The organism is Rhodococcoides kyotonense, from assembly GCF_900188125.1.
Classification (GTDB): Bacteria; Actinomycetota; Actinomycetes; order Mycobacteriales; family Mycobacteriaceae; genus Rhodococcoides; species Rhodococcoides kyotonense.
On sequence record NZ_FZOW01000014.1, the window covers coordinates 1 to 23,761 of the forward strand.

The 23,761-nt window shown below is 63.8% G+C and carries 25 protein-coding genes and 1 tRNA gene; 11 read left to right on the forward strand and 15 right to left on the reverse strand.

Annotation, left to right across the window (positions count from 1 at the left end; translation table 11 throughout):
- The first annotated feature begins 498 nt into the window (after positions 1-498).
- From CHB96_RS21090 to CHB96_RS21105, 4 genes are all read left to right on the forward strand, one after another.
- Positions 499-1,542 carry an ABC transporter substrate-binding protein gene (locus CHB96_RS21090; protein WP_245865994.1) on the forward strand — a complete coding sequence of 348 codons (1,044 nt, stop codon included), beginning with the start codon at positions 499-501 and terminating at the stop codon, positions 1,540-1,542.
- Position 1,543: 1 nt separating this feature from the next.
- Positions 1,544-2,017 carry an NUDIX hydrolase gene (locus tag CHB96_RS21095; protein WP_089249952.1) on the forward strand — a complete coding sequence of 158 codons (474 nt, stop codon included), beginning with the start codon at positions 1,544-1,546 and terminating at the stop codon, positions 2,015-2,017.
- 354 nt (positions 2,018-2,371) lie between these two features.
- On the forward strand, positions 2,372-3,304 hold the full coding sequence (locus CHB96_RS21100; protein ID WP_176444411.1) for an SPFH domain-containing protein: 933 nt from the start codon (positions 2,372-2,374) through the stop codon (positions 3,302-3,304).
- 3 nt (positions 3,305-3,307) lie between these two features.
- Complete coding sequence (locus CHB96_RS21105; RefSeq protein WP_089249954.1) at positions 3,308-3,505, forward strand: type II toxin-antitoxin system antitoxin; 198 nt, start codon at positions 3,308-3,310, stop codon at positions 3,503-3,505.
- A gap of 27 nt (positions 3,506-3,532) precedes the next feature.
- Here the strand turns inward: CHB96_RS21105 and nrdF are convergent, their stop codons facing one another.
- The 6 genes from nrdF to CHB96_RS21135 all read right to left on the reverse strand — a co-directional run bounded on the left by nrdF (position 3,533) and on the right by CHB96_RS21135 (position 8,760).
- The gene (gene nrdF / locus CHB96_RS21110; protein WP_089249955.1) at positions 3,533-4,534 is read right to left on the reverse strand and encodes a class 1b ribonucleoside-diphosphate reductase subunit beta; all 1,002 of its coding nucleotides are present in this window, start codon (positions 4,532-4,534) and stop codon (positions 3,533-3,535) included.
- Between the two features lie 40 nt (positions 4,535-4,574).
- The gene (gene nrdE / locus CHB96_RS21115) at positions 4,575-6,737 is read right to left on the reverse strand and encodes a class 1b ribonucleoside-diphosphate reductase subunit alpha (RefSeq protein WP_089249957.1); all 2,163 of its coding nucleotides are present in this window, start codon (positions 6,735-6,737) and stop codon (positions 4,575-4,577) included.
- Between the two features lie 38 nt (positions 6,738-6,775).
- Positions 6,776-7,240 carry a class Ib ribonucleoside-diphosphate reductase assembly flavoprotein NrdI gene (gene nrdI, locus CHB96_RS21120; protein ID WP_141136523.1) on the reverse strand — a complete coding sequence of 155 codons (465 nt, stop codon included), beginning with the start codon at positions 7,238-7,240 and terminating at the stop codon, positions 6,776-6,778.
- Between the two features lie 20 nt (positions 7,241-7,260).
- Positions 7,261-7,494, reverse strand: coding sequence for a glutaredoxin-like protein NrdH (gene nrdH, locus CHB96_RS21125; protein ID WP_089249959.1), 234 nt, complete (start codon positions 7,492-7,494; stop codon positions 7,261-7,263).
- Between the two features lie 547 nt (positions 7,495-8,041).
- Positions 8,042-8,164 carry a type B 50S ribosomal protein L36 gene (gene ykgO / locus CHB96_RS21130; RefSeq protein WP_068421304.1) on the reverse strand — a complete coding sequence of 41 codons (123 nt, stop codon included), beginning with the start codon at positions 8,162-8,164 and terminating at the stop codon, positions 8,042-8,044.
- 29 nt (positions 8,165-8,193) lie between these two features.
- Complete coding sequence (locus CHB96_RS21135; protein WP_089249961.1) at positions 8,194-8,760, reverse strand: NAD(P)H-dependent oxidoreductase; 567 nt, start codon at positions 8,758-8,760, stop codon at positions 8,194-8,196.
- A 105-nt stretch (positions 8,761-8,865) separates the two neighbouring features.
- Between CHB96_RS21135 and CHB96_RS21140 the strand changes: the two genes are divergently transcribed.
- Positions 8,866-9,462, forward strand: coding sequence for a TetR/AcrR family transcriptional regulator (locus CHB96_RS21140; RefSeq protein ID WP_089249963.1), 597 nt, complete (start codon positions 8,866-8,868; stop codon positions 9,460-9,462).
- 34 nt (positions 9,463-9,496) lie between these two features.
- Here CHB96_RS21140 and CHB96_RS21145 read toward each other — a convergent pair whose 3' ends face one another.
- A complete protein-coding gene (locus tag CHB96_RS21145; protein ID WP_089250199.1) occupies positions 9,497-10,261 on the reverse strand; it encodes a fructosamine kinase family protein in 765 nt (254 codons plus the stop codon).
- Between the two features lie 36 nt (positions 10,262-10,297).
- Between CHB96_RS21145 and nadE the strand changes: the two genes are divergently transcribed.
- Positions 10,298-11,143, forward strand: a complete 846-nt coding sequence (gene nadE / locus CHB96_RS21150; RefSeq protein ID WP_089249965.1) for an NAD(+) synthase — start codon at positions 10,298-10,300, stop codon at positions 11,141-11,143.
- 18 nt (positions 11,144-11,161) lie between these two features.
- Here the strand turns inward: nadE and CHB96_RS21155 are convergent, their stop codons facing one another.
- Complete coding sequence (locus CHB96_RS21155) at positions 11,162-11,404, reverse strand: MoaD/ThiS family protein (RefSeq protein WP_089249967.1); 243 nt, start codon at positions 11,402-11,404, stop codon at positions 11,162-11,164.
- The gene (gene moaA / locus CHB96_RS21160) at positions 11,397-12,464 is read right to left on the reverse strand and encodes a GTP 3',8-cyclase MoaA (RefSeq protein ID WP_089250201.1); all 1,068 of its coding nucleotides are present in this window, start codon (positions 12,462-12,464) and stop codon (positions 11,397-11,399) included. Before moaA ends, CHB96_RS21155 begins: the two co-directional genes overlap by 8 nt.
- Positions 12,465-12,614: 150 nt before the next feature.
- On the opposite strand from moaA, the gene CHB96_RS21165 reads away from it, so the two are divergent.
- Genes CHB96_RS21165 through CHB96_RS21175 form a run of 3 tightly spaced genes read left to right on the forward strand, consistent with a single transcriptional unit; the run spans position 12,615 to position 15,204 of the window.
- Positions 12,615-13,799 carry a molybdopterin molybdotransferase MoeA gene (locus tag CHB96_RS21165; RefSeq protein WP_089249969.1) on the forward strand — a complete coding sequence of 395 codons (1,185 nt, stop codon included), beginning with the start codon at positions 12,615-12,617 and terminating at the stop codon, positions 13,797-13,799.
- Complete coding sequence (gene moaCB / locus CHB96_RS21170; RefSeq protein WP_089249971.1) at positions 13,796-14,794, forward strand: bifunctional molybdenum cofactor biosynthesis protein MoaC/MoaB; 999 nt, start codon at positions 13,796-13,798, stop codon at positions 14,792-14,794. The genes CHB96_RS21165 and moaCB overlap by 4 nt, the downstream gene beginning before the upstream one ends.
- Positions 14,791-15,204 (forward strand): molybdenum cofactor biosynthesis protein MoaE, encoded by a 414-nt coding sequence (locus CHB96_RS21175; RefSeq protein ID WP_089249973.1) that lies wholly within the window; start codon positions 14,791-14,793, stop codon positions 15,202-15,204. The genes moaCB and CHB96_RS21175 overlap by 4 nt, the downstream gene beginning before the upstream one ends.
- A 7-nt stretch (positions 15,205-15,211) precedes the next feature.
- Here CHB96_RS21175 and CHB96_RS21180 read toward each other — a convergent pair whose 3' ends face one another.
- Complete coding sequence (locus CHB96_RS21180) at positions 15,212-16,252, reverse strand: CobW family GTP-binding protein (protein ID WP_089249975.1); 1,041 nt, start codon at positions 16,250-16,252, stop codon at positions 15,212-15,214.
- 11 nt (positions 16,253-16,263) lie between these two features.
- Complete coding sequence (locus tag CHB96_RS21185; RefSeq protein WP_089250203.1) at positions 16,264-17,286, reverse strand: N-acetylmuramoyl-L-alanine amidase; 1,023 nt, start codon at positions 17,284-17,286, stop codon at positions 16,264-16,266.
- 240 nt (positions 17,287-17,526) lie between these two features.
- Between CHB96_RS21185 and CHB96_RS21190 the strand changes: the two genes are divergently transcribed.
- Positions 17,527-19,227, forward strand: a complete 1,701-nt coding sequence (locus CHB96_RS21190) for an FAD-dependent oxidoreductase (protein WP_089249977.1) — start codon at positions 17,527-17,529, stop codon at positions 19,225-19,227.
- Between the two features lie 158 nt (positions 19,228-19,385).
- The gene (locus CHB96_RS21195) at positions 19,386-19,733 is read left to right on the forward strand and encodes a histone-like nucleoid-structuring protein Lsr2 (protein ID WP_089249979.1); all 348 of its coding nucleotides are present in this window, start codon (positions 19,386-19,388) and stop codon (positions 19,731-19,733) included.
- Positions 19,734-19,874: 141 nt separating this feature from the next.
- Here CHB96_RS21195 and CHB96_RS21200 read toward each other — a convergent pair.
- The 4 genes from CHB96_RS21200 to pgm all read right to left on the reverse strand — a co-directional run bounded on the left by CHB96_RS21200 (position 19,875) and on the right by pgm (position 23,696).
- Positions 19,875-19,947, reverse strand: a tRNA-Ala gene (locus tag CHB96_RS21200).
- A gap of 95 nt (positions 19,948-20,042) precedes the next feature.
- Positions 20,043-20,792, reverse strand: coding sequence for a DsbA family protein (locus CHB96_RS21205; protein ID WP_176444412.1), 750 nt, complete (start codon positions 20,790-20,792; stop codon positions 20,043-20,045).
- A gap of 49 nt (positions 20,793-20,841) precedes the next feature.
- Positions 20,842-22,059 (reverse strand): MFS transporter, encoded by a 1,218-nt coding sequence (locus tag CHB96_RS21210; RefSeq protein ID WP_089249981.1) that lies wholly within the window; start codon positions 22,057-22,059, stop codon positions 20,842-20,844.
- On the reverse strand, positions 22,056-23,696 hold the full coding sequence (gene pgm, locus CHB96_RS21215; RefSeq protein ID WP_089249983.1) for a phosphoglucomutase (alpha-D-glucose-1,6-bisphosphate-dependent): 1,641 nt from the start codon (positions 23,694-23,696) through the stop codon (positions 22,056-22,058). Before pgm ends, CHB96_RS21210 begins: the two co-directional genes overlap by 4 nt.
- Between the last annotated feature and the right edge of the window lie 65 nt (positions 23,697-23,761).

The window sequence follows — 23,761 nt, forward strand, 5'->3', positions numbered from 1 at the left end:
ATCCCCAACACCTTGGGATCCGTCGTCGTCACCGCCTTGTGAACAAAAGAACCCTTCGGTCCCATCCGCGGCGGAAACGGGCGAGCCGCCTCCACAACGGGAGCCGGCCTAGGCGCTAGGGCAGTCACTGATCCTCCTGAAGATGCGTCCCACCGACGAGCATGCGAGGGACGTCCGGGTGTCTTGCGCTATGTGGAATCGTAGACCGTGACCCGGTGCCACGCCGAACCGGTCCTACCGTGTGTCGTACTGACCCCTCGAACGTATTCGACTACCTCCTCCGACCTTGCATTCCTGGTCGTGACTGAGGTTCGGCTAACTTCTCGGTCTCACCGCGGAGGCGCCGAATCATGCGCCCCGCGAGGCGGACCCGGCACGATGCGCCCGACTCGATAAGGTGTGACGGCACCCGACTCCCGTTAGGAACCCCACGAGTTGTCCAATCAGTCTTCCTGGTCATTCCTGCAGGCTCCACTCCCGGCCTCGCGCATCTCCCCCGTGATCTCCGGACTCGTGCTCGCCGTCGGTGTGTCCCTCACCGCCTCGGCTTGCACGGACACCCCTGCGGCCGAGGACAACGCGTCGACCATCGTGCGCAGTACCACCAACGTCGCGGGTGCGGGGGTCGTCGGCAACAACCGCCCGACGGTCGGACTGTGCCCCGCGGCCGCTCCCCTGGATCCGACGGGCATCGAGGGTTCCGTTCGGCCCGTCGGACACAGTGAGGGCATCAGCGAAATTCCCGCCGATCCGACGCGGATCGTCGTCCTCGACGCCGCGGCGCTCGATGCCAGCTGCGCCCTCGGGCTGTGGGAACGCGTCGTCGGAGCGTCGACTCTGGATCCCGACTTCCGGGGCGATGGTGATCAGGAGTTGTACCTCGGCACAGGAATAGCCGAGATCCCGAGCGTCGGTACCGTCGGCTCCCCGGATCTGAACGCGATCGCAGGACTCGACCCCGATCTCATCATCGGTGCCGATTCTCTGGGTACCGAGACGTACGACGCCTTGAGCGGAATCGCTCCGACTGTGTTCACCAGTTCCGACGCGGGTTGGAAGGGCACATTCTTGCAGTCGGCCGCAGCTCTCGGCCGCGGCCAGACCGGGTTCGACGAGCTCGCGCGATTCAGCGCCGACGCCGAACAGGTAGGTCGCGACGTCAACGCCACCCAGACACAGGCGTCGATCGTGCGTTTTCTACCCGACGAGATCGTCACGGACGGTCCGTCGTCGTTCGCAGGTGAGGTCCTCGGGGAAATCGGAGTGGCTCGGCCACCCTCCCAGCAGGAAACGTCGAACACCGTCCCCGCCGACGACCTCTCCGGAGTCGAAGGCGACATCGTGTACGTCCGATTCGACGGCGAGGACGGCGAAACCTTCGGGACGGACGTCATGAACGGCGACGCGTGGAAAGACCTCAGTTCGGCGAAGGACGGACGGGTGTTCGCCGTCGACGACACGATCTGGTCCGGTAGCGGCATCGTCGCCGCGCGCGCACTCCTTGCGGATGTCACCAACTCGCTGAACGCGTACGTTTCCTGACATGCCGATACCGGAGTTCGTCCTCGCGCTGCGCAGTCAGGTCGGCACGTCGCCGCTGTGGCTGTCGGGCGTCAGCGCAGTCGTCCTCGACGCCGACGAGCGCATCCTGCTGACCCGCCGCCGCGACAACGGACTCTGGGCCATCGTGTCCGGAATCCTGGAACCTGGCGAAGAGCCCGGTCCCGCCGCGCTCCGCGAGATCGCCGAGGAAACGGGTCTCGACGCCGAACTCGTCCGCCTGACGAGCGTCGACGTCACCGAGAAGATCACGTACCCCAACGGCGACGTCGCGCAATACCTCGACATCACCTTCCTCGCCCGGCATACCGGCGGGGTCGCGCGGGTGGCCGACGACGAGAACCTCGCAGTCGAATGGTTCGACCTGACCGACTTGCCCGACGACCTCACCACCACCTCCCACCTCCGAATCACCAAGGCGCTCAGCGGGTCCGCCGAGGCCTGGTTCCGGCGCTGATCGCTCCGGCACTCGCCTCCGGCGTCACCCACCCCGGAGCCACCCACCCCGGAGCGAATGCCTCCCTCGCTCACTCTGAGTGACCGAATGTCACCTTCGCTCCCCCAAGTGACCGAATGCCACCCTCGCTCACTCTGAGTGACCGAATGCCACCCTCGCTCCCCCAAGTGACCGAATGCCACCCTCGCTCACTCTGAGTGACCGAATGTCACCTTCGCTCGATGTCGGCTCGCCCGCCGACCGGAGCGAATGCCTCCCTCACTCACTCTGAGTGACCGAATGTCACCTTCGCTCCGACTCGCGTGCCCAGAATGTGATATCACTTTAGTATCACCACGACGCAGGGAGGTTCACATGTCTTCATCCACCACTGCCGCACCCACGACCGTCGCCGAGAAGCCGACGGGCACCCCGACCACCACGATCGCCGAACGCCCCGGCTGGGATCTGCCCGGCTGGTCGATGCTCGGCGTCGGACTCGTTCTGTTCTTCGGCGGGATCGCGGCGTTCGTCTTCGGACTGCCGCTCTCGCTGCCGGCGCTCAGCGTCGTAGGCGTCGTACTGTTTCTTCTGTCGCTGCCGGCCCTGATCGGACTGACTCTCGTACAGCCGAATCAAGCTCGCGTACTGCAACTTCTGGGTAGCTCGTACAGCGGGACTCTTCGCACACCCGGTCTACGCTGGACCAACCCGCTGACCATCAGGAGGGCGATCTCCACTCGGATTCGCAATCACGAAACGGGTCAGTCCAAGGTCAACGACGCCGACGGCAATCCGATCGAGATCTCCGCGATCGTCGTCTGGCAGGTCGCCGATACTGCGCTGGCGTCGTTCCAGGTCGACGACTACGAGGAGTTCGTCGCGGTACAGACCGAATCGGCCGTCCGGCACATCGCGGGCAGCTACCCGTACGACGCCGAAGGCCGAATGTCGTTGCGCGAGAACGCCGACGAGATCACCGCGGCGATGTCGCTCGAAGTACACGCACGCGTCAGGTCGGCAGGCGTCGAGGTCATCGAGACTCGGATCAACCGCCTCGCCTATGCACCGGAGATCGCACAGGCCATGCTCCGACGTCAGCAAGCCGGCGCCGTCATCGCGGCGCGTCAGCAGATCGTCGAGGGCGCAGTCGGCATGGTGGACATGGCACTGTCGAGGTTGGAGGAGAAGCACGTCGTCGAGCTCGACGAGGAGCGGAAGGCCACCATGGTCTCGAACCTGCTCGTCGTGCTGTGCAGTGACCGCGACACACAGCCGGTCGTGAACACCGGATCGCTGTACCAGTGACGCATGGCCGTCGAACGTAAGAAGCTGTTGCTGCGGTTGGACCCAGCGGTGCACGACGCACTGGCCCGCTGGGCCGCCGACGACCTTCGCAGCACCAACGCACAAATCGAATTCCTACTCAGGCGCGCGCTGACCGACCAGGGTCGAATGCCGAAGGACGCCGAGAAGATCCGGAAACAAGGAAGGCCCCCCGGCTCGTAGCCGAGGGGCCTTCCCCTTACCTGTGACTCAGAAGTCCCAGTCCTCGTCTTCGGTGTTGACTGCTTTACCGATGACATACGACGACCCGGACCCCGAGAAGAAGTCGTGGTTCTCGTCCGCGTTGGGCGAGAGCGCCGACAGGATCGCAGGGTTGACGTCGGTCTCGTCCTTCGGGAACAGGCCCTCGTAGCCGAGGTTGTTCAGCGCTTTGTTGGCGTTGTAGCGCAGGAACTTCTTGACGTCCTCGGTGAGACCGATCTCGTCGTAGAGATCCTGGGTGTACTCGACCTCGTTGTCGTACAACTCGAACAGCAACTCGAACGTGTAGTTCTTGAGCTCTTCGCGCCGCTCCTCGCTGACCTTCTCGAGACCCTTCTGGTACTTGTAGCCGATGTAGTACCCGTGCACTGCCTCGTCGCGGATGATCAGACGAATCAGGTCGGCCGTGTTGGTGAGCTTGGCGCGCGACGACCAGTACATCGGTAGGTAGAAGCCCGAGTAGAACAGGAACGACTCGAGCAACGTCGACGCGACCTTGCGCTTGAGCGGGTCGTCGCCCTTGTAGTAGTCGAGGACGATCTCTGCTTTGCGCTGCAGGTTCGGGTTCTCCTCCGACCAGCGGAAGGCGTCGTCGATGTCGCGGGTAGCGCTGAGCGTGGAGAAGATGGACGAGTACGACTTCGCGTGCACCGACTCCATGAACGCGATGTTCGTGTACACCGCTTCTTCGTGCGGGGTGATCGCGTCGGGAATGAGGCTCACTGCGCCGACGGTGCCCTGGATGGTGTCGAGCAACGTCAGACCGGTGAACACGCGCATCGTCAGCTGCTTCTCGACGGCATGGAGCGTTCCCCACGACGGGATGTCGTTGGAGACCGGCACCTTCTCGGGCAGCCAGAAGTTACTGGTCAGCCGCTCCCATACCTCGGAGTCCTTGTCGTCCTGGACGCGGTTCCAGTTGATGGCGGAGACGCGATCGATGAGCTTGATCTTCGCCCCGTCCGCGGGCGAGTGCGGTGCAGCAGTCATGAGATGTCCTCGAGTTGGTTCACGGAATAGTTAGCACTGCTCACAGCATGCAGCTGACGCAACCTTCCACCTCGGTCCCCTCCAGCGCCATCTGGCGCAGACGGATGTAGTACAGCGTCTTGATGCCCTTGCGCCATGCGTAGATCTGCGCCTTGTTGATGTCGCGCGTCGTGGCGGTGTCCTTGAAGAACAGCGTCAGCGACAGACCCTGGTCGACGTGCTGGGTCGCCGCGGCGTACGTGTCGATGATCTTCTCGTAGCCGATCTCGTACGCGTCCTGGTAGTAGTCCAGGTTGTCGTTGTCCAGGTACGGCGCCGGGTAGTAGACGCGACCGATCTTGCCTTCTTTGCGGATCTCGATCTTCGACGCGACCGGGTGGATCGACGACGTCGAGTTGTTGATGTACGAGATCGAGCCCGTCGGAGGAACGGCCTGCAGGTTCTGGTTGTAGATGCCGTACTCCTGCACCGACTTCTTCAACGCCGTCCAGTCGTCCTGCGTCGGGATGTGCACCTCGGCGTCGGCGAACAATGTAGCGACGCGAGCCGTGCTCGGCTCCCAGACCTGGTCGGTGTACTTGTCGAAGAATTCACCCGACGCGTACTTGGACTGCGGGAAGCCCTTGAAGTACGTTCCGCGATCCTTCGCAAGCTGGTTCGACGCCTGAATCGCGTGGAACAGCACCGTGTAGAAGTAGATGTTCGTGAAGTCGATGCCTTCGGTCGAGCCGTAGTAGATACGCTCGCGGGCCAGGTAACCGTGCAGGTTCATCTGCCCGAGGCCGATGGCGTGAGAGTCGTTGTTGCCCTGCTCGATCGACGGCACCGAGAAGATGTGCGTCTGATCGGACACCGCCGTCAGACCACGGATCGCGACGGCGATGGTCTTACCGAAATCGGGCGAGTCCATCGTCTTCGCGATGTTCAGCGACCCGAGATTGCACGAAATGTCCTTGCCGACATGGCTGTAGGAGAGATCGTCGTTGAACAGCGACGGCGTCGAGACCTGCAGGATCTCCGAGCACAGGTTGGAGTGCGTGATCTTGCCGTCGATCGGGTTGGCCCGATTCACGGTGTCCTCGAACATGATGTACGGGTAGCCGGACTCGAACTGCAGCTCGGCGAGCGTCTGAAAGAATTCGCGAGCCTTGATCTTGGTCTTGCGAATTCGCCTGTCGTCGACCATCTCGTAGTACTTCTCGGTGACGTTGATGTCTGCGAACGGAACGCCGTAGATGCGCTCGACGTCGTACGGCGAGAACAGGTACATCTCTTCGTTCTTCTTCGCCAGCTCGAACGTGATGTCGGGAATGACGATTCCGAGCGACAGAGTTTTGATGCGGATCTTCTCGTCGGCGTTCTCGCGCTTGGTGTCGAGGAACTTGTAGACGTCGGGGTGATGCGCGTGCAGGTACACCGCACCCGCGCCCTGACGCGCACCGAGCTGGTTGGCGTACGAGAACGAGTCCTCGAGCAGCTTCATGATCGGGATGACGCCGGAGCTCTGGTTCTCGATGCGCTTGATCGGCGCACCGGCCTCACGAATGTTGCTGAGCAGCAACGCAACTCCGCCACCGCGCTTGGACAGCTGCAGGGCCGAGTTGATGGAGCGACCGATGGACTCCATGTTGTCCTCGATACGCAGCAGGAAGCACGACACCGGCTCACCGCGCTGCTTCTTGCCCGAGTTGAGGAACGTCGGCGTCGCCGGCTGGAACCGACCGGCGATGATCTCGTCGACCAGATCGGTCGCGAGAGCTTCGTCTCCGGCCGCCAGCGTCAGAGCCACCATGCACACGCGATCCTCGAAACGCTCGAGGTAACGCTTGCCGTCGAACGTCTTGAGCGTGTACGACGTGTAGTACTTGAACGCACCGAGGAACGTCGGGAAGCGGAACTTCTTCGAATACGCGTGATTGATGAGGAACTTCACGAACTCCCGCGAGTACTGGTCCAGAACCTCGGGCTCGTAGTAGTTCTCCTCGACGAGGTAATCGAGCTTCTCGTCCAGGTCGTGGAAGAACACCGTGTTCTGGTTGACGTGCTGCAGAAAGTACTGATTGGCAGCTTCGCGGTCCTTCTCGAACTGAATCTCGCCGTTGGGGCCGTACAGATTCAGCATCGCGTTCAACGCGTGGTAATCCAGATCGCTTTCCGATCGAACGGCGTTGACGGGTGCTGCCTCGGTGATGGTCGGTGCCACGGCGATCGCTCCAGTTCCTCGTGTGTTCCGGTGTTTGACTAATGAATGTGCGCAGCGCGGCGGGATTCGCGCTCCCAGAAATCCTCCAGCCCTTCACGGACTCGATGGACGTCTTCTGGGGTGCCCATCAGTTCGAATCGATAGAGATACGGAACTGCGCACTTCTGCGAAATGACGTCGCCTGCAAAGCAGAACGAATCACCGAAGTTTGTGTTACCGGCTGCGATGACGGCTCTGATCAGGGACCGATTGTGCTTCTGATTGAGAAACTTGATGACCTGCTTCGGAACGTAACTGGTGTCACGACCCTCGTACGTCATTCCCCCGCCGTACGTGGGAACGATCAGCACATACGGCTGATCGACCGAGAAGTTCTCAGGGTGTCGGAGTGGAATCCGACTCGCCGGAAGCGCGAGCTTGGTGACGAATCGGTGCGTATTCTCGGACGCACTCGAGAAGTAGACGATCGGGTGCGTCGACTGTGGAGTGAGAGCGGAAGTCACACCTGCTCATCCCCGTCCCTTCAAGCGACGTGTGCGGTGAGCGCCTTGATGCGATCGGGGCGGAAGCCCGCCCAGTGATCATCCCCGGCGACGACGACGGGAGCCTGCAGGTACCCGAGTGCCATCACGTAGTCACGGGCCTCGGAGTCCTGCGTGATGTCGACGACGGAGTATTCGATGCCCTCTTTGTCGAGAGCGCGGTAGGTGGCATTGCACTGAACGCAGGCGGGCTTGGTGTACACGGTGATACTCATGAGGGTTCCCTTCTCCCTGTCCGAGACCGACGGCCTTCGCCTTGATCTCGTTGTGCGCTGCGTGACTCTTCATGTGGAACACCGACCGATCTTCGGACGTTCCCGGACTCTCGCGAATTGGGGTTACGTGATAATCGGACCGGCGATCGAACCTTCGACGGAAACCCGAACGGAAGTCGATCAGTCGAGGATTTCAGCCACTAGTCGCTCGGTTTTTCACCCGATCGCGTTGTGCTCTCTCGACTGCTCAGACACTACACCTTGTGTCCGACATATGCCTACAACACGAGATGTTGCGAACCACAACCGTGGTATTCGCTGGTCACAGCCCTACCGTCCCGACGAACCCGAGGTCGCCTCGGCGTGTCGCGCATCACACCGCGAATATGTGTTCCGTCACAGACGTCGGCCGCCTCAGCGACGAGCTCGAAAGCCAAATCGACACGCCGCACCGAGGGGGTGAAATTCAGCGGACAGCGGGGTCGAGAAACGCACGAACCCCCGAACTTCACGAGTTCGGGGGTTCTGCCTCGATCGAGCTGCGCAGTCAGCGCTGTCGCGCCTTGAAACGCGGCTCCTTCTTGTTGATGACGAACACCTTGCCGTGCCGACGCACGACCTGCGCGCCAGGCTTGTCCTTCAGAGACTTCAGTGAGTTGCGTACCTTCATGCCGCAACTCTACATGAAAACGATTTTCGTTACGCGTTGACCAGTTCGTTCGATGCCTTGACCAGCTCGACGACCACTGCGGAGATCTGGCCTGCAACCTCGGCGTTCTCACGCGGGTGTGCCGAACCGAACTTGTCGATCGTGCCGCCGATGGAGAGCTCGACGTCGTCGAGGACCTTGCCGCCTGCGATGCCGACTGCCTTGCGTGCGTCGTCGTGAGCCCACTTGGCACCGTTGCCACTCGGGGAAGCGCTGATGACTGCGACGGGCTTGCCGAACACGGCGCCGGCGCCGTAGGGACGCGACAGCCAGTCGATGGCGTTCTTCAGAACGGCCGGAATGGTGCCGTTGTATTCGGGTGTGACCAGCAGGAACGCGGTGGCCTTCTCGGCAGCTGCGCGCAGCTCGAGGGCAGCGGCGGGGACAGTGCCCTCGACGTCGATGTCCTCGTTGTAGAACGGAACGTCGGCGAGTCCGGAGTACACGACCACGTCGGCACCTTCGGGCGCGAGCGAGGCCGCGGTCTCGGCGATCTGCTTGTTGACGGAGTCGGCGCGGAGGCTTCCGACGAGTGCCAGAACGTGAGCGTTGCCCATGACTGTTCTTCCTTAAATGTCGAGTGATAGCTGGTGTTCGATCAATTCCTACCACTCAACCGGACCGTGGTCCACTTTCATTCCCGAACAGGTAGAGTGTCCGATGTGACCGACTTCATGCTTCCGATCGCAGGCGAGGAGACCGAGCGCTGCGACGCAGCCCGCAATCGCCGCCTTCTGCTGGACGCAGCAGCGGAACTCGTTGCCACGATAGGCGCAGACGCGGTGACGATGGACGGTCTCGCCGCCAAGGCCGGTGTGGGGAAGGGCACAGTCTTCCGCAGGTTCGGCAGCCGTTCGGGCCTCATGCAGGCGCTGCTGGACCACACCGAGAAAGACCTACAGGCAGCGTTCTTGTTCGGGCCTCCCCCACTCGGACCCGGCGCCGACCCCATCGACCGTCTCGTCGCATTCGGACGCGCACGCCTCGACCTCGTTCAGGTGCAGGGCGAGGTGATGCGCGCTGCCGAGAACTCACCCGAGCTGCGCTATTCCGCTCCCGCCCACATGGTCAACTACACCCACGTCCTGAACCTGCTCCGGTCTGCTGACGTGGACGGAGACCTCGAACTTCTGTCCTACGGCCTGCTGACCCCACTCGAAGCGACGCTCGTCCTCCATCAGTTCCGCGACCTCGGAATGTCCATGGAACGCCTCGCCGACGGCTGGGAAGACTTGGTACGCAAAGCAACCCGGCCCTGAGGCCCCGACCGACAACCTCAGGACAAGCGGGGCCTCAGGACAAGCGGGCCACCGCACCCGCAGCTCGACGCAACGCCACCCCGTACGCAGGACCGTGCCCTGCTGCGTGGACGGCCAGCGGATGCAGCTGATGCAGTGGAATGCGGTCCTCCCAGCCGTCTCGCAACGGATGCGTCGACCGGTAGCCGTCGACGATCTCCGACAGCATGGGGACACCGAACAGGGCGAGCATCGCCAGGTCGGTCTCTCGGTGCCCACCGTGGGCGGCGGGGTCGATCATGACGACGCCCGAATCCGTCCAGACGACGTTGCCCGTCCACAGATCTCCGTGGATCCGGGCGGGCGCGTCACCGTCGTCGAACGCACCAGCGGCGATGGGATCACATGCACGCTCGACGTCGGCAGCGTCCGAGGTGGAGATGTTGCCCGCGTCGACGGCGATCCGCAGGAACGGAAGGACACGTTCCGCGATGTAGAACGAGCCCCACGATGCATGTTCGACGCTCGACATGGGCCGGGCACCGATGAACATCTGACCGTCGAATCCGTCGGGGCTGCAACCGAATCCGCGAGCACCGGCGTCGTGAACCTGCGAGAGCCGTGCACCGAACTCGGTTGCGGCATCGGCCGAGGGCGACGACGACACCAATCGCGCCAGGTCGATGTGGGTTCTGTCGACAGCGAGGACGTCGACGACTGCGCCTCCCCCGTCGCGGAGCCACCGAAGGCCTGCAGCTTCGGCCGCGAAGAAATCGGGGTGAGCACTGCGATCGGTCTTCGAGTACGTATCGGCAGACATCGCGCCCAGACTACCGGCCACACCTAGGATGATCGAATGGCACTTCTACGTTCGGAACTGCGCACTCGCATCCAGCGCGAGCTGGCGGTCCAGACCACCATCGATCCCGCTACGGAGATCACACGACGCGTCGACTTCCTGAAGGCGTATCTACGCGCGACGCCTGCGACGGGGTTCGTCCTCGGGATCAGTGGCGGACAGGACAGCACCCTGACAGGAAAGCTGTGTCAGCGCGCCGCCGAAGAACTGCGCAGCGAGGGCGCCGAGGCCCAGTTCCTCGCAGTGCGTCTGCCGTACGGCGTTCAGGCCGACGAGGCGGACGCCGAGGTCTCGCTGAAGTTCATCGACCCCGACCGCACCGTCACCGTCAACATCAAGGATGCAGCCGACGCCGCGGCAACTGCCGCCGCCCGCGCGCTCGGTACCGAGGCGACACGAGATTTCGTGCGCGGCAACATCAAAGCCCGTGAGCGCATGGTTGCCCAGTACGCACTCGCCGGGGAGCTGGGGTATGTCGTCGTCGGCACCGATCATGCGGCCGAGGCAGTCACCGGCTTCTTCACCAAGTTCGGCGACGGAGGTGTCGACATCACGCCGCTGACGGGTCTCACCAAGCGACAGGGCGCAGCGCTGCTCCGCGAGCTCGGCGCGCCCGAGAGCACGTGGAAGAAGGTGCCCACCGCGGACCTCGAGGACGACCGGCCCGCTCTCCCCGACGAGGAAGCCCTCGGCGTGACGTACACGCAGATCGACGATTACCTCGAAGGCAAGGACGTCGACGACGCCGTGGCCGACAAGCTCGAGCGGATGTTCTTGAACACCAGGCACAAACGCGCCGTTCCGGTCACACCGTTCGACGACTGGTGGACCACCGACAACTGATCGGCAGGGTTCGGCAGATCAACCCCCGGCGAACGGCGGCAGGACATCCACCCTGTCGCCGAACGTCGTGCTCTCGTCTCGTGTGAGGTCCTCGCCGACCAGGAAGGCCGACACACGCAGCACGTCCGACATGACGGTGCCATGGCGGTCGATCACGGCCGCCTTCAACGCGCCCAGGTCACTGCCCGGACGCAGATCGAACGTCTCCGTGGAGCACCCGGCCTTGTCGGCCGCTCCAGCGAAGTAACGAACCTCAACCACCGATTGCTCCCATGCTTCGTGCGGGAGGTACGAAGTCTGCAGCGTCGATTCCGTGTCCGGCCCACTTGTTCCACATCGCGCCGCGCCAGATGTCGGCGATGTCCTCGTCGGACGCGCCCCCGCGCAGCGCCGCACGCAGATCCGTCTCGGAGTCGCTGAACAAGCACGAGCGAACCGTGCCCTCCGCGGTGATACGCGTGCGGTCGCAGTCCGAGCAGAACGACCTGGTGACCGATGCGATGATTCCGACCGTGTCGGTGGTTCCGTCGACGGCCCACTCCTCGGCGGGCGCGGACGGGTCCTCTCGGCCGACCTCGCGCAGGTCGAAGCGGGCAGACAGAACATCGAGGAGTTGCTCCGCGTCGAGCATGCGGGAGCGGGCCCACTCGTGGTCCGCGTCGAGCGGCATCTGTTCGATGAAGCGCAGCCGTACGCCCTCGTTCAAGCACCATTCGAGCAGATCTGCTGCGCCGTGCAGTGTTTCGGGCATCAGCACGGCATTGACCTTCACCGGGGTCAGACCTGCGCGTCGCGCTGCACGAATGCCCGCGAGGACCGACGGAAGGCGATCCCGACGCGTCAGTTCCGCGAAATGCGCCCGATCGATCGAATCGAGCGAGACGTTGACTCGGTGCAGACCCGCAGCGGCGAGGCTGTCCGCGCGATGTTCGAGCCCGACGGCGTTGGTCGTCATCGCCAGCGGCACACTGGGCGCGCGCTCGGAGGTCCGCGCGAGGATGTCGGCGAGATCGGCACGCATCAGCGGCTCACCGCCGGTGAACCGAACTTCCTCGACACCGAGTCGAGAGACCGCGACATCGACGAGCCGAGCGATCTCGGTCGGCGTCAGCAGGTCCGGCGCCGGGATCGGCGGTAGGCCCTCCTCCGGCATGCAGTACGTGCAACGCAGCGAGCACTTCTCGGTGATCGAGATACGAAGATCGCGCGCCACGCGGCCGAAACGGTCGATCAGCGTGGGCACGTCAGGCCGGTCGTCGACAGTCGGAGCTGCACTCTTCACAGAAGGGATGCCGAGTCCGACGACACTGGTGACGGTCATGCACACCTTCTTTCCACGCAGCCGGGATGGTCGAAACTTCTTCCAGTATGCCGTTCCGGTGAGACTCCACACGATCGGCGTCTCGAATGCCCGCCTAGGATCGGTTGTCATGACGACTCGTCTTGCCTCGATCGCCCCGGCGTGGCCCGCGTGAGCGCGGTCTCCGTCGAGGACCACATCAGCCGCGTCCGCGGACTTCTGCAGCCGATGGTGGACCGACCGGCCGAATCGGTGTCGGTTGCCGACGCACTCGGTCGCGTCGCGCTCGTGGACGTCGCGTCGCCGGTGGATCTGCCTCTGTTCCGGAACTCCCAGATGGACGGTTATGCCGTGCGCTCGGCCGAGGTTGCCGCAGTACCCGTCACGTTGCGCGTGGTCGGCACGGTGGCTGCAGGCGACGCACACACCGATCTCGTCGAGCCGGGCACCGTGCTGAAGATCATGACGGGCGCCCCGGTGCCCGAGGGTGCCGACGCGATCGTCCCGGTCGAGAACACGATCGCCGACGGAGACCACGTCACCATCGACACTTCACGCGAGCCCGGCGAGTACATCCGCGAGCAGGGCAGCGACGTACGCGCAGGCATGCTGTTGGTCCGCGCGGGCCAGGTCCTCGAACCGCGACACATTGCGGTGCTGGCCGCAGTCGGCTTGTCGCACATCGACGTTCGCAGCCGGCCACGGGTCGCGGTGATCACCACCGGGGCAGAATTGGTCGACGCGGGGACCGAGCTACGACCCGGACAGATCTACGACTCCAACGGCATCACCCTCGCCGCGCACCTGGCTGCGAACGGCGCCGACGTCGTCGCGGTGCTCCGCAGCTCGGACGAACCCGAGACGTTTCGACGCGTCCTGTCGGAGGCGGTGGCAGCAGCCGAGCTCGTCATCACATCCGGCGGCGTCTCGAAGGGTGACTTCGAAGTGGTGAAGGACGTACTGGCGCCGATGGGAGGGGTGTTCGGATCGGTGCGCATGCAGCCCGGCGGTCCGCAGGGAACGGCAGTCGTCGACGGTGTGCCGGTCCTGAACTTCCCGGGCAACCCCGTCAGTACCGTCGTCTCGTTCGTTGTGTTCGCTCGCGACATCGTTCGGGAAGCAGCGGGTCTGGAACCACTTCCGACGCGTCCGGTCCCACTGAAGACTGCCATCGACTCCATTCCGGGAAAACGCCAGTTCCTCCGTGGCGCAGTGCAGGACGGGCACGTGTCTCTCATCGCCGGACCCGGATCGCACCTGGTCGCGGCGATGGCGTGGGCCGACGTTCTCGTCGACGTGGGCGCCGACATCACCTCCCTCGACGCGGGCACCGACGTACCGGTGGTGACGTTGTGAGCGGATTCTCCCATCTCGATTCCGAGGGTCGGGCGCGCATGGTCGACGTCTCGAGCAAAGCCGATACCACCCGAATCGCCGTCGCTGCAGGCGAATTGGCGACGACGGCAGAGGTCGTCGCCCTCGTTCGTGCCGACGGTATGCCGAAAGCCGACGTGCTCGCGACGGCCCGCATCGCCGGAATCTCGGGCGCGAAGAAGACGTCCGAGCTGATTCCGCTGTGCCATCAACTGGCACTGTCGTCGGTCGACGTCCGATTCGGATTCACCGACACCACCATCACCGTCGAAGCAACGGCGAAGACGACCGGACCGACGGGCGTCGAGATGGAGGCCCTGACAGCCGTCGCCGTCGCCGGACTCACGCTGCACGACATGGTCAAAGCCGTGGATCCGGCTGCGACGATGAACGGAGTCCGGTTGCTGACCAAGGAAGGCGGCAAGCGTGGCAGGTGGTCACGTGACACCGCTGCTGCCCCTGCGCCCGAACCGGCAGATCCACGATCGGCCACAGTGCTCGTCGCATCCACCGGTGGCGCACGGGGAACACGCGAGGACACGACGGGGCCCGCGATAGCCCGGTGGCTCACCGAGCGGGGCTTCACCGTGCGCGGCCCCCTCGTCTACGCCGACGCCGACATCTCCGAGGGTCTGACCGACGCGCTCTCCACCAGACCATCGCTGGTCATCAGCACCGGAGGTACGGGTGTGTCCCCGACCGACGCCACCCCGGAAGCGACTGCGGCCGTACTCGACCGCGAACTCCCCGGTGTCGCCGACGCCATTCGTTCGAAGGGCACCGCGGTCACCCCACACGCGAGTTTGAGCCGAGGACTCGCCGGGCTGGCCGGGCCGACGGTCGTCGTCAACCTTCCCGGGTCGCCCGGAGGCGTGAAAGACGGCCTCGCAGTACTGGATCCGATCGTCGACCACTTGCTGGCGCAGGTGTCCGGCGGCGGTCTGCACGACGACGCATCAGAAAGTGAACGATCATGACCACAACACTCGCGCGCATTTCGGCGGAACCGATCGACACCGCGACCGTCGAGGACGCCGTGTCCGGACCCGAGCACGGCGCTGTCGTGCTCTTCACTGGCGTCGTCCGCAATCACGATGGCGGACAATCGGTTTCCGCGCTCGAATATCAACCGCATCCGGACGCCGAACGTTTCCTCGCGAAGTGCTGCGCCGACGTGGCGTCGGAATCCGGGCTTCCGGTGGCCGCAGTGCACCGCGTCGGTGACCTCGTCGTCGGCGACGTCGCACTCGTCGCCGCCGTCGCGTCCGCGCATCGGGCGGAGGCCTTCGCAACCTGCGCGACGCTCGTCGAGCGCATCAAGTCCGAAGTGCCGATCTGGAAGCGTCAACACTTCGCTGCGGGCACGTCGGAGTGGGTCGGCCTCTGACCGCTCGTCAGGACGGCGTGTAACGGTGCACCGGAAGCATCGCGGATGCGTCGGTGGCATCACCTGGCCGTCGCACACAGTCCAGGAGTCGCACCTCGGCGAGTTCGGTGTCGATCTCGGTGCCTATCAACACCATTCGAGTGACCCTTGGTTCGTCTGCAGTCCACCGCTCCGAGTACATTCGAATGTGCCGCCCCACGGTGTTCACCACGTACTTGCCGCGGTAGCCCTCGACGTCGAAGTACACGAATCCCTTGCTTCGGTACACGTCACCGGACGGACTCTCCAGTAACTCGACGAACCGCCGCGGATCCATCGGATCGCCACTGACGAACACCGCGGACGAGTATCCGGCATGCAGATGCGTCGAGTGGTCGTCTTCCTCGTTCAGCAGTTCGTCGAACGACAACTGGCGTGCGACGGACCGGTCGGCAGTACGTTCGGGAACGTCGAACAACAGGTGCGCGTCGACCCTGCCGTGAGTCGTCTCCAGTATCGGGACGTCGCCGACGATGTCGCGGACGGACTCGACCAGGCCGGTGCGATCGTGCTCGGACAGACGGTCGACCTTGTTGACGACCAGCAGATCCGCGAGCCGTAGATGGTGGTCGATCTCGGGATGCGCGGTCCGTGTCGCGGCGAACTCGACACCGTCGACGACGCCGACCAAGCCGCCGTACACGATGCGGGGGTTGTCACTGGCCAGCACCAGACGAATCAGATTTCTCGGCTCGGCCAGACCGCTGGCTTCGACGACGATGACGTCGATGTTGGACGAACTGCTCGCGAGAGCGTCGAACATGGCGTCCATGTCTGCGACATCGACTGCGCAGCACAGACATCCGTTGCCGAGCGACACCATCGAATCGACCTGTCCGGCCACCATCATGGAATCGATGTTGATGGAACCGAAGTCGTTGACGACGACACCGATCCTGATGCCCCGGTTGTTGCGCAACAAGTGGTTCAGCAGGGTCGTCTTGCCCGCACCCAGAAAACCGGAGACGAGTACGACGGGGATTCTTCGGTTCTCTCGCGTGCGCGCCACGCCCCGAGAGGCTACTCGGGTACCAGAATCTGCTGCAGCAGGCCCTGCGCGAAGTCGGACACGGCATCGACGTTGTCCTCGGTGACCAGGTCGGACAGCCCGTCGACACCGACCGAATCGATGTACGGCGCAACTCCAGCGAGCACCTGTGACAGAGCGGTGGTATCGGTGGACGCGGTGGTGCGGGGCGACGGCGATTCGGACGCCACCGGGCTCTTCGCGACGGTATCTGCCGCCGACGCTTCTGCCGCGGTGTCCGGACCGAGCAGGTAGTCGATGACGCCCGTCGACAGCGCGATCGCGTGCTTCAGCTGGCCCTCGGTACTTTCCAGTTCGGCAGCGTCGTCCGGGTTCGATCCGTTGCCCATTTCGACGAACACGAGCGGAACGCTCGTCAGCGCAGGTCCGGCGACGTCCGCACGCTCCTGGATGCCGTCGACCACTCCTGCGTAGTTGGCCGGTGAGAATCCAGCCCGCGTGTACGCGTCGCGCATGGCCGTCGATGCGGTACGACCGCCTCCAGACTGAGCCGCGTCGGCCGCGGCGTCGGGAATCGGCAGCGTCGGCACGATGAGATGGAACCCGTGCTTGTCGGCGTCGGCACCGGTGGAAGTCGAGTCGGCGTGAATGCTGACGGCGACGTCGGCACCCGACGCACTTGCGGCCCTTGCCCGGTCGTCGACGCATCCGCCCCAGCCCGAATCGTCGTCACGCGACAGCACGACGGTGGCGCCGAGGCTTTCGAGGCTCGATTGGACGAGCTTCGCTACGTTCCAGTTGATGGTGTGCTCGGGCACTCCGTCGACCGTCGTCATGCCGGTGGTCTGGCAGTCCTTGGTGCCGCCGCGCCCGTCGTCGACCTGTTTCCCGAGGTTCTCGCTGTGCCCTGTGCCTTGGTGGCCGGGATCGAGGAAGACCGTCTTACCGGCGAGCTCGGTACCGGTTGCCGGTTCGGCTGCGGCAATCCCGGGAGCCACGACGGCGGCTGCCAGTACTCCTGCGGACACGACACCGAGCAGAGCAGATCGTTTCATCCCGATGTGGACACAGCCGGGCTCACCGCTGCGCCGCTCCCCTTCCACCATCGACTATCGACAGCCACTGCGCGCACACGGGCAACAGCAGACACTTCCGCACCAAGTGAAACAGACGGGTACTTCCGACACCAGCCCGCCGGGAGTTGGAAGACAATCGTGAGCGTGCCGTGACCGAAACGTAGCCGCGGTTCCCCCGAACCGGTCACGGGGGCCGATCGTGAGCGGTAGAACCACTACATGACGTTCGTGATTCTCCAGCAGTGCTGCAACGACGCGTCGTGCACCGATGTCTGCCCAGTCGACTGCATCCACCCGACACCCGACGAGCCGGAATTCATGAATTCCGACATGCTGCACATCGACCCGGACACCTGCATCGACTGCGGTGCGTGCGTCGACGAATGCCCGGTCGATGCCATTCGCGCAGACCATGAACTGGACATCACACAGGACAGATACCTGGGCATGAACGCAGACTGGTTCACGCTGCACTCCCCCGGATCGACGACGTACGTCGAACCCCGTTCATGGGTAGGGGTCGATTTCACGGGCAGGCGAGTCGCCATCGTCGGAACAGGTCCGGCTGCGTTCTACGCGGCCACCGAACTGGCAGGAATTCGGGGACTCGAGATCGAGATGTTCGATCGACTCCTGACGCCGTACGGTCTCGTGCGGGCCGGGGTCGCGCCGGACCATCCGGGTACGAAAGCGGTGACGGATCTGTTCCGTGCCGTCGCAGGAAAGAAGTCCGTACGCGTTCACCTCGGAGTCGACATCGGTTCCGATCTGTCGCACGACGACCTACTCGCCCATCACGACGCGGTTCTCTACGCGACGGGAGCTGCAGGCGACCGCACTCTCGGAATCGCAGGGGAGAACCTTCACGGCAGCTGTTCGGCTCGGGAATTCGTCGCTTGGTACAACGGTCATCCCGACTTTGCGCATCGCACTTTCGATTTGAGTTCGACGCGTGCCGTCGTCATCGGCAACGGCAATGTCGCGCTCGACGTCGCACGGGTTCTGCTTGCCCCGATCTCCGAACTGGAGAAGACCGACATCGCCGACCACGCGCTGGAGGCCCTGCGCGCCAGCGCAATTCGAGAGGTGGTCGTCGTCGGACGCCGCGGGCCCTCACATGCGGCGTACACGGGTCCCGAGCTACTGGAGGTGATCGGGTCACCGTGGATCGACGTCGTCGTTCTCGAAGACGAGGCAGTCCCCGACGCGGCGACGAAAGCCGCCATGGATTCCGGGACGGCCGAATCCACGACGATGTTGAAAGTCGTGCTTGCGCAGGAAATTGCCGCTGCGCACTCCAGCGAGGAACCAGGAGGCGACAAAAAGAAACTCGTGCTCCGTTTCGGTCTGTCTCCAACCGAGATCGTCGGTGAGAATTCCGTGTCGGCGATCCGATTCGCCCGATCGACGACGACCGTGCACGACGACGGCACGGTCACTGTCGACGCCACAGACGACGAGGAAGTATTCGACACGACCTTGGTACTGAGATCGGTCGGATATCGCGGTAGCGCGGTCGAATCGGTGCCGTTCGACGACGCGGCCGGAATCATTCCCAACCGCGACGGGCGAGTGGTCGACGACCGCGGCTCGACGGTTCCCGGCGTATATGTCACCGGGTGGATCAAAAGAGGCCCAACCGGCGTCATCGGAACCAACAGAAAATGTGCGGCCGATACCGTCGCTGCCATTCTCGAAGACATTGCCGGAGGCGTTCTTCCACAGCCACCTCAGGGTCGCGCCGAACTCGATGCGATGCTGGCCCGGAAATGCCCCGACGCCCTCGATTTCTCGGACTGGTCCCGAATCGACGAGGCAGAAAGAAGCGCAGGAGCGCAGCAAGGGCGTCCACGCATCAAGTACGTCGACATCGACGCCATGCGATCAGCAGTGTCACACGAGCGAACCGATCGTTACTGATTCGCAATTGTTCCGTTTTGCGATCTTGCTTTCGGTTCCCGACGATTCGAATAGCAACCGGCTACACGGAATCCGATATGGATAATTCTTCACCACAGTCGTATAGTCGTTCCGTTACACACGGACGCACCCCGCAAAACAATTGGAGATCTTCGACAATGGCCAAGAAAGTCTATGTCCAACTGGTGGACGATATCGACGACAAGCCCATCGAGTCGGGCGGCGAGCACATTACATTCTCGGTCAACGGTGTCAGCTACGAAATCGACCTCAGTGACAAGAACGCCAAAGAATTTCACCGCAAGCTGAACTACTACATCGAACACTCCGCACGTATCGGATCGAAGCGAACCAAGAAGTCGGTCGGTACCGCCACCGCAGCCATCAAGCGCGACGCGAATCAGACCAAGGCAATTCGCGAATGGGCAAAGGCGAACGGCTACAGCATCTCGGCACGGGGCCGAATTCCTGCCGACGTCGAGCACGCTTTCGACGCAGCACACTGACAGTTCGTTTTCTGTTCGCGGCTGCGTCGACGATGGGGTGCGGGATCGTCGACGCAGGTCCGCGGCCGAACGCTCGCAACTGAAAATCCCGAAACGAAAAAGGGAGCCACCTCGCGGTGACTCCCTTTTTCGTCTTGAACGTGGAGCTAAGGGGACTCGAACCCCTGACCCCCACACTGCCAGTGTGGTGCGCTACCAGCTGCGCCATAGCCCCGTACTGCACGCCCGCACCGCAGTGCGTTTGCTTGAACGAAGTTACACCATGGCGACTTGGAGCTACAAATCCCCTGGTCGAGGTCGATGCAGAAGTCAGCTGATCGACTCGACCCAACCCGAGTCACGGAGCGCGTCGACGACCGTGCCGTCGACGACGACACCGGGGGTTCCCGACGCCCCGGTTGCTGCAAGAGCCTCTCGTCCCGTCGCTGCGTCGGTGGCCGCTTGTTCCGTCAGTGCGCCCGAGGTGATGCAGTCGACCGTCGTGTCCGAGGCGCCGCTACTGCGTGCGAGATCCGCCAGTTCCGAATCGGATCGGTCGGTGTCCGCGTTCTCCTCCGGTTGGAAATCAGCAGAGAAAAGACCGGCGTGGAATGCGGAATAGACAACGGCGTTCTCCGACTCGGCGACGCAATGCGATGCGGCGACGGCACGGCTGGAATAGTTCTTGCTCGCAGAAACCGCGTCGAGCCCCGGTAGTACGACCATGTGATAGCGGACGGTGAGAACTCCGTCGTCGATCTTCTGAGCAAGCTCCTGACCGTGTTTCACCTCGAGTTGTCCGCAGAACGGGCACATCGGATCCTCGAACAGATCCACGGTGGTGGCTGCACCGGGGCGCCCGAGTTGGACCACCCCGTCGTCCAGCACCGTCAACTCGACGGCGGGATTGTTCACCGAGCCGTAGCCGTCGTTACGGGGCGCGTCGTCGCCGCGCTGCCACAGGATTGCGACGACGACCACCACGACCACGACAACGAGCGCGACGCCCGCCAGAATGTAGGTGGACGTGCTCGACGTGGGCTGCGGTGTGTGCTTCACACCGGATTTCTTTTGACTCACAGTCCGAATAGTACGGATCGCGACCTGTCGGGCATCGTCACGGCGACGGTTACGTCGACCTCGATCGGTCGAGAGTGTCCGGAACGCAGAGCCACCACACCGCAGCGGTGAACAGAATGACGCCGGACATCGCGAATGCGGCGCCGTACGACGAGTATTGGACAACGACGCCGGCGACGATCGGTCCGAGAATCGCTCCGATGTCCGCGACCATCTGGAACGTCGACAGAACGGGGCCGCCGCGCGCTTTCGATCCGATGATGTCGGCCACGGACGCCTGCTGCGGGGGCGTCATCAATCCGGATCCGACTCCCGCGACGAACGAGGCGACCATGAACGGAATCAGGTGATCGGACAGGCCGATCACAGTGGTGCCGACGGCGGACACCACGAGCCCGACGACGACGAAGGGCTTGCGTCCCTTCACGTCCGACAACCGCCCCGAGCCGATGAGGACGAGAGCATTGCCGACCGCGAAGACGGCGAGAGCTACTGCCGCGACCGCGGCGGACCGGTCGAGAATCTCGATGACGAACAACGGAATCAGAGCGACGCGGACACCGAACACCGCCCACCCAGTCGCGAAATTCGACGACAGTGCCGCTCGATATGCGGGCACTTTCAATGCCGCCCGCAGCGTCATGACCGGGATCGACGAGTCGTGTTCGTCCTTCCGGCCTGCATCATTCCCGAGGCTGAAGAACACTACCGCCGCGGCGATCACGAGGGCGACCGCATAGACCATGAACGGCACGCGCAACCCGAAATCGACGAGAGCTCCACCGACCAGCGGGCCCCCGATCGACCCCATCAGAAAGCTCGTCGCGTACATGCCGGACACTCGGCCACGACTGTGCGTCGGGCTCATCCGAATCAGCAGGCCGAGCGCCGACACCGAGAACATCGTCGACCCGATTCCACCGAGGCCACGGAAAACCAAGAGCTGCCAGTACGTTTGGGCGAACGCACACGCGCCCGTCGATGCTGCCACGATGAGCAGCCCCGTCAGGTAGACGGGCCGCTCCCCCAGTTTCTGTACGAGGGATCCACTTGCCGGAGCGAACAACAGCCGCATTGCTGCGAACGTACTGATCACGGCCGACGCCGCGACGACACCCACACCGAACTCGGTCGCGAACTGCGGCAGAGCAGGCGAGACGATGCCGAAACCCAGTGCGATGACGAAGCTCGCCGACACGAGCACCCAGATCTCGGAGGGCAGTTTTTCCGTGTGTTCGGACTCGCTCGACGTGTTCGATCTCGTCACGATTTGTTCAGGGCCTGCGACACAAGCTCTTTCGCAGCGTCCTGCACATCCTTCAGATGCTCGTCACCCTTGAACGACTCGGCGTAAATCTTGTAGACGTCCTCGGTGCCGGAGGGACGCGCAGCGAACCATGCGTTCTCGGTCGTCACCTTCAGACCGCCGATCGAGGCACCGTTGCCGGGAGCCTCGGTCAGAGTGGCGGTGATCTGCTCACCGGCGAGAGTCGTTGCCGTCACCTGGTCCGGCGACAGCGCGCCGAGCACCGCCTTCTGTTCGCGGGTGGCAGGCGCGTCGACCCGCGCGTACGACGGGTTGCCGTATCGCTCCGTGAAGTCGCCGTAGCGCTGCGACGGCGTCTTACCGGTGACGGCGGTGATCTCGGACGCGAGCAGCGCCAGGATGATGCCGTCCTTGTCCGTGGTCCACACACTGCCGTCCGTACGCAGGAACGACGCTCCGGCACTCTCCTCACCGCCGAAGCCCAACTCGCCGGTGACCAGGCCGGAGACGAACCACTTGAATCCGACGGGCACCTCGAGCAGTGTTCGCCCCAAGCCCTCGACGACGCGGTCGATCATCGACGACGACACCAGAGTCTTGCCGACCTTGGTGATCGGCGACCAACCCGGTCGGTGCGTGAAGAGGTAATCGATGGCAACGGACAGATAGTGGTTCGGATTCATCAATCCACCGTCGGGCGTGACGATCCCGTGGCGATCGGAGTCGGCGTCGTTTCCGGTGGCGATGTCGTACTTGCTCCGAGCCTCGATCAGCGACGCCATGGCGTTCGGCGACGAACAGTCCATTCGGATCTTGCCGTCGGTGTCGAGCGTCATGAAGCGGAAGGTGGCGTCGACGAGCGGGTTGACGACCGTCAGATCGAGGTTGTGCCGTTCGGCGATCGCGTGCCAGTAGTCGACGCTCGCCCCGCCCAGTGGATCGGCGCCGATGCGAACTCCCGCCGCCCTGATCGCGTCGAGATCGACGACGTTCGGTAGATCGTCGACGTACGTTCCGAGGTAGTCGTACTCCTGCACCGTCGTGCGCAACGCAGTGGCCAGCGGCACACGCTTGACGCCGGCGAGGCCGTTCTTCAGCAGCTCGTTGGCGCGCGCGGCGATGACCTTGGTGGCGTCGCTGTCGGCGGGTCCGCCGTGGGGAGGGTTGTACTTGAACCCGCCGTCACGCGGCGGATTGTGCGACGGGGTGACCACGATGCCGTCGGCCTGCGCCGACGGCCCCGAGGCGTTGTATCGCAGGATGGCGTGACTGACCGCGGGAGTGGGCGTGTATCGATGGCCCGAATCGACGAGGACCGAAACATCGTTGGCTGTAAGCACTTCCAGCGCCGTCGTCCACGCAGGCTCGGACAGCGCGTGCGTGTCGCGACCGATGAACAGCGGACCTGTGATGCCCTGCGAGGCGCGGTACTCGACGATCGCCTGCGTCGTCGCGAGGATGTGCGCCTCGTTGAACGCTCCGTCCAGACTGGAACCACGGTGACCGGACGTGCCGAAGACGACCTGCTGGCCAGGATCGGATACATCGGGAGTCTGCGAGTAGTACGCCGTCACCAGCTGCGGAAGGTCGACGAGATCCTCCGGTAGTGCCACGGTCCCAGCTCTGTCGTGCGCCACGATGCGCCTCCCTCTTCAGTCCTCGACTCACGCGGATCGAGACGATCGACGCTCGATCCGCCTGC

Coding starts and splice junctions, on each gene's coding strand:
- CHB96_RS21095 (WP_089249952.1), top strand. CDS start 1,544: ATGCCGATACCGGAGTTCGTCCTCGCGCTGCGCAGTCAGGTCGGCACG.
- CHB96_RS21100 (WP_176444411.1), top strand. CDS start 2,372: ATGTCTTCATCCACCACTGCCGCACCCACGACCGTCGCCGAGAAGCCG.
- CHB96_RS21105 (WP_089249954.1), top strand. CDS start 3,308: ATGGCCGTCGAACGTAAGAAGCTGTTGCTGCGGTTGGACCCAGCGGTG.
- nrdF (WP_089249955.1), bottom strand. CDS start 4,534: ATGACTGCTGCACCGCACTCGCCCGCGGACGGGGCGAAGATCAAGCTC.
- nrdH (WP_089249959.1), bottom strand. CDS start 7,494: ATGAGTATCACCGTGTACACCAAGCCCGCCTGCGTTCAGTGCAATGCC.
- ykgO (WP_068421304.1), bottom strand. CDS start 8,164: ATGAAGGTACGCAACTCACTGAAGTCTCTGAAGGACAAGCCTGGCGCG.
- CHB96_RS21135 (WP_089249961.1), bottom strand. CDS start 8,760: ATGGGCAACGCTCACGTTCTGGCACTCGTCGGAAGCCTCCGCGCCGAC.
- CHB96_RS21145 (WP_089250199.1), bottom strand. CDS start 10,261: ATGTCTGCCGATACGTACTCGAAGACCGATCGCAGTGCTCACCCCGAT.
- nadE (WP_089249965.1), top strand. CDS start 10,298: ATGGCACTTCTACGTTCGGAACTGCGCACTCGCATCCAGCGCGAGCTG.
- moaA (WP_089250201.1), bottom strand. CDS start 12,464: ATGACCGTCACCAGTGTCGTCGGACTCGGCATCCCTTCTGTGAAGAGT.
- CHB96_RS21175 (WP_089249973.1), top strand. CDS start 14,791: ATGACCACAACACTCGCGCGCATTTCGGCGGAACCGATCGACACCGCG.
- CHB96_RS21185 (WP_089250203.1), bottom strand. CDS start 17,286: ATGAAACGATCTGCTCTGCTCGGTGTCGTGTCCGCAGGAGTACTGGCA.
- CHB96_RS21190 (WP_089249977.1), top strand. CDS start 17,527: ATGACGTTCGTGATTCTCCAGCAGTGCTGCAACGACGCGTCGTGCACC.
- CHB96_RS21195 (WP_089249979.1), top strand. CDS start 19,386: ATGGCCAAGAAAGTCTATGTCCAACTGGTGGACGATATCGACGACAAG.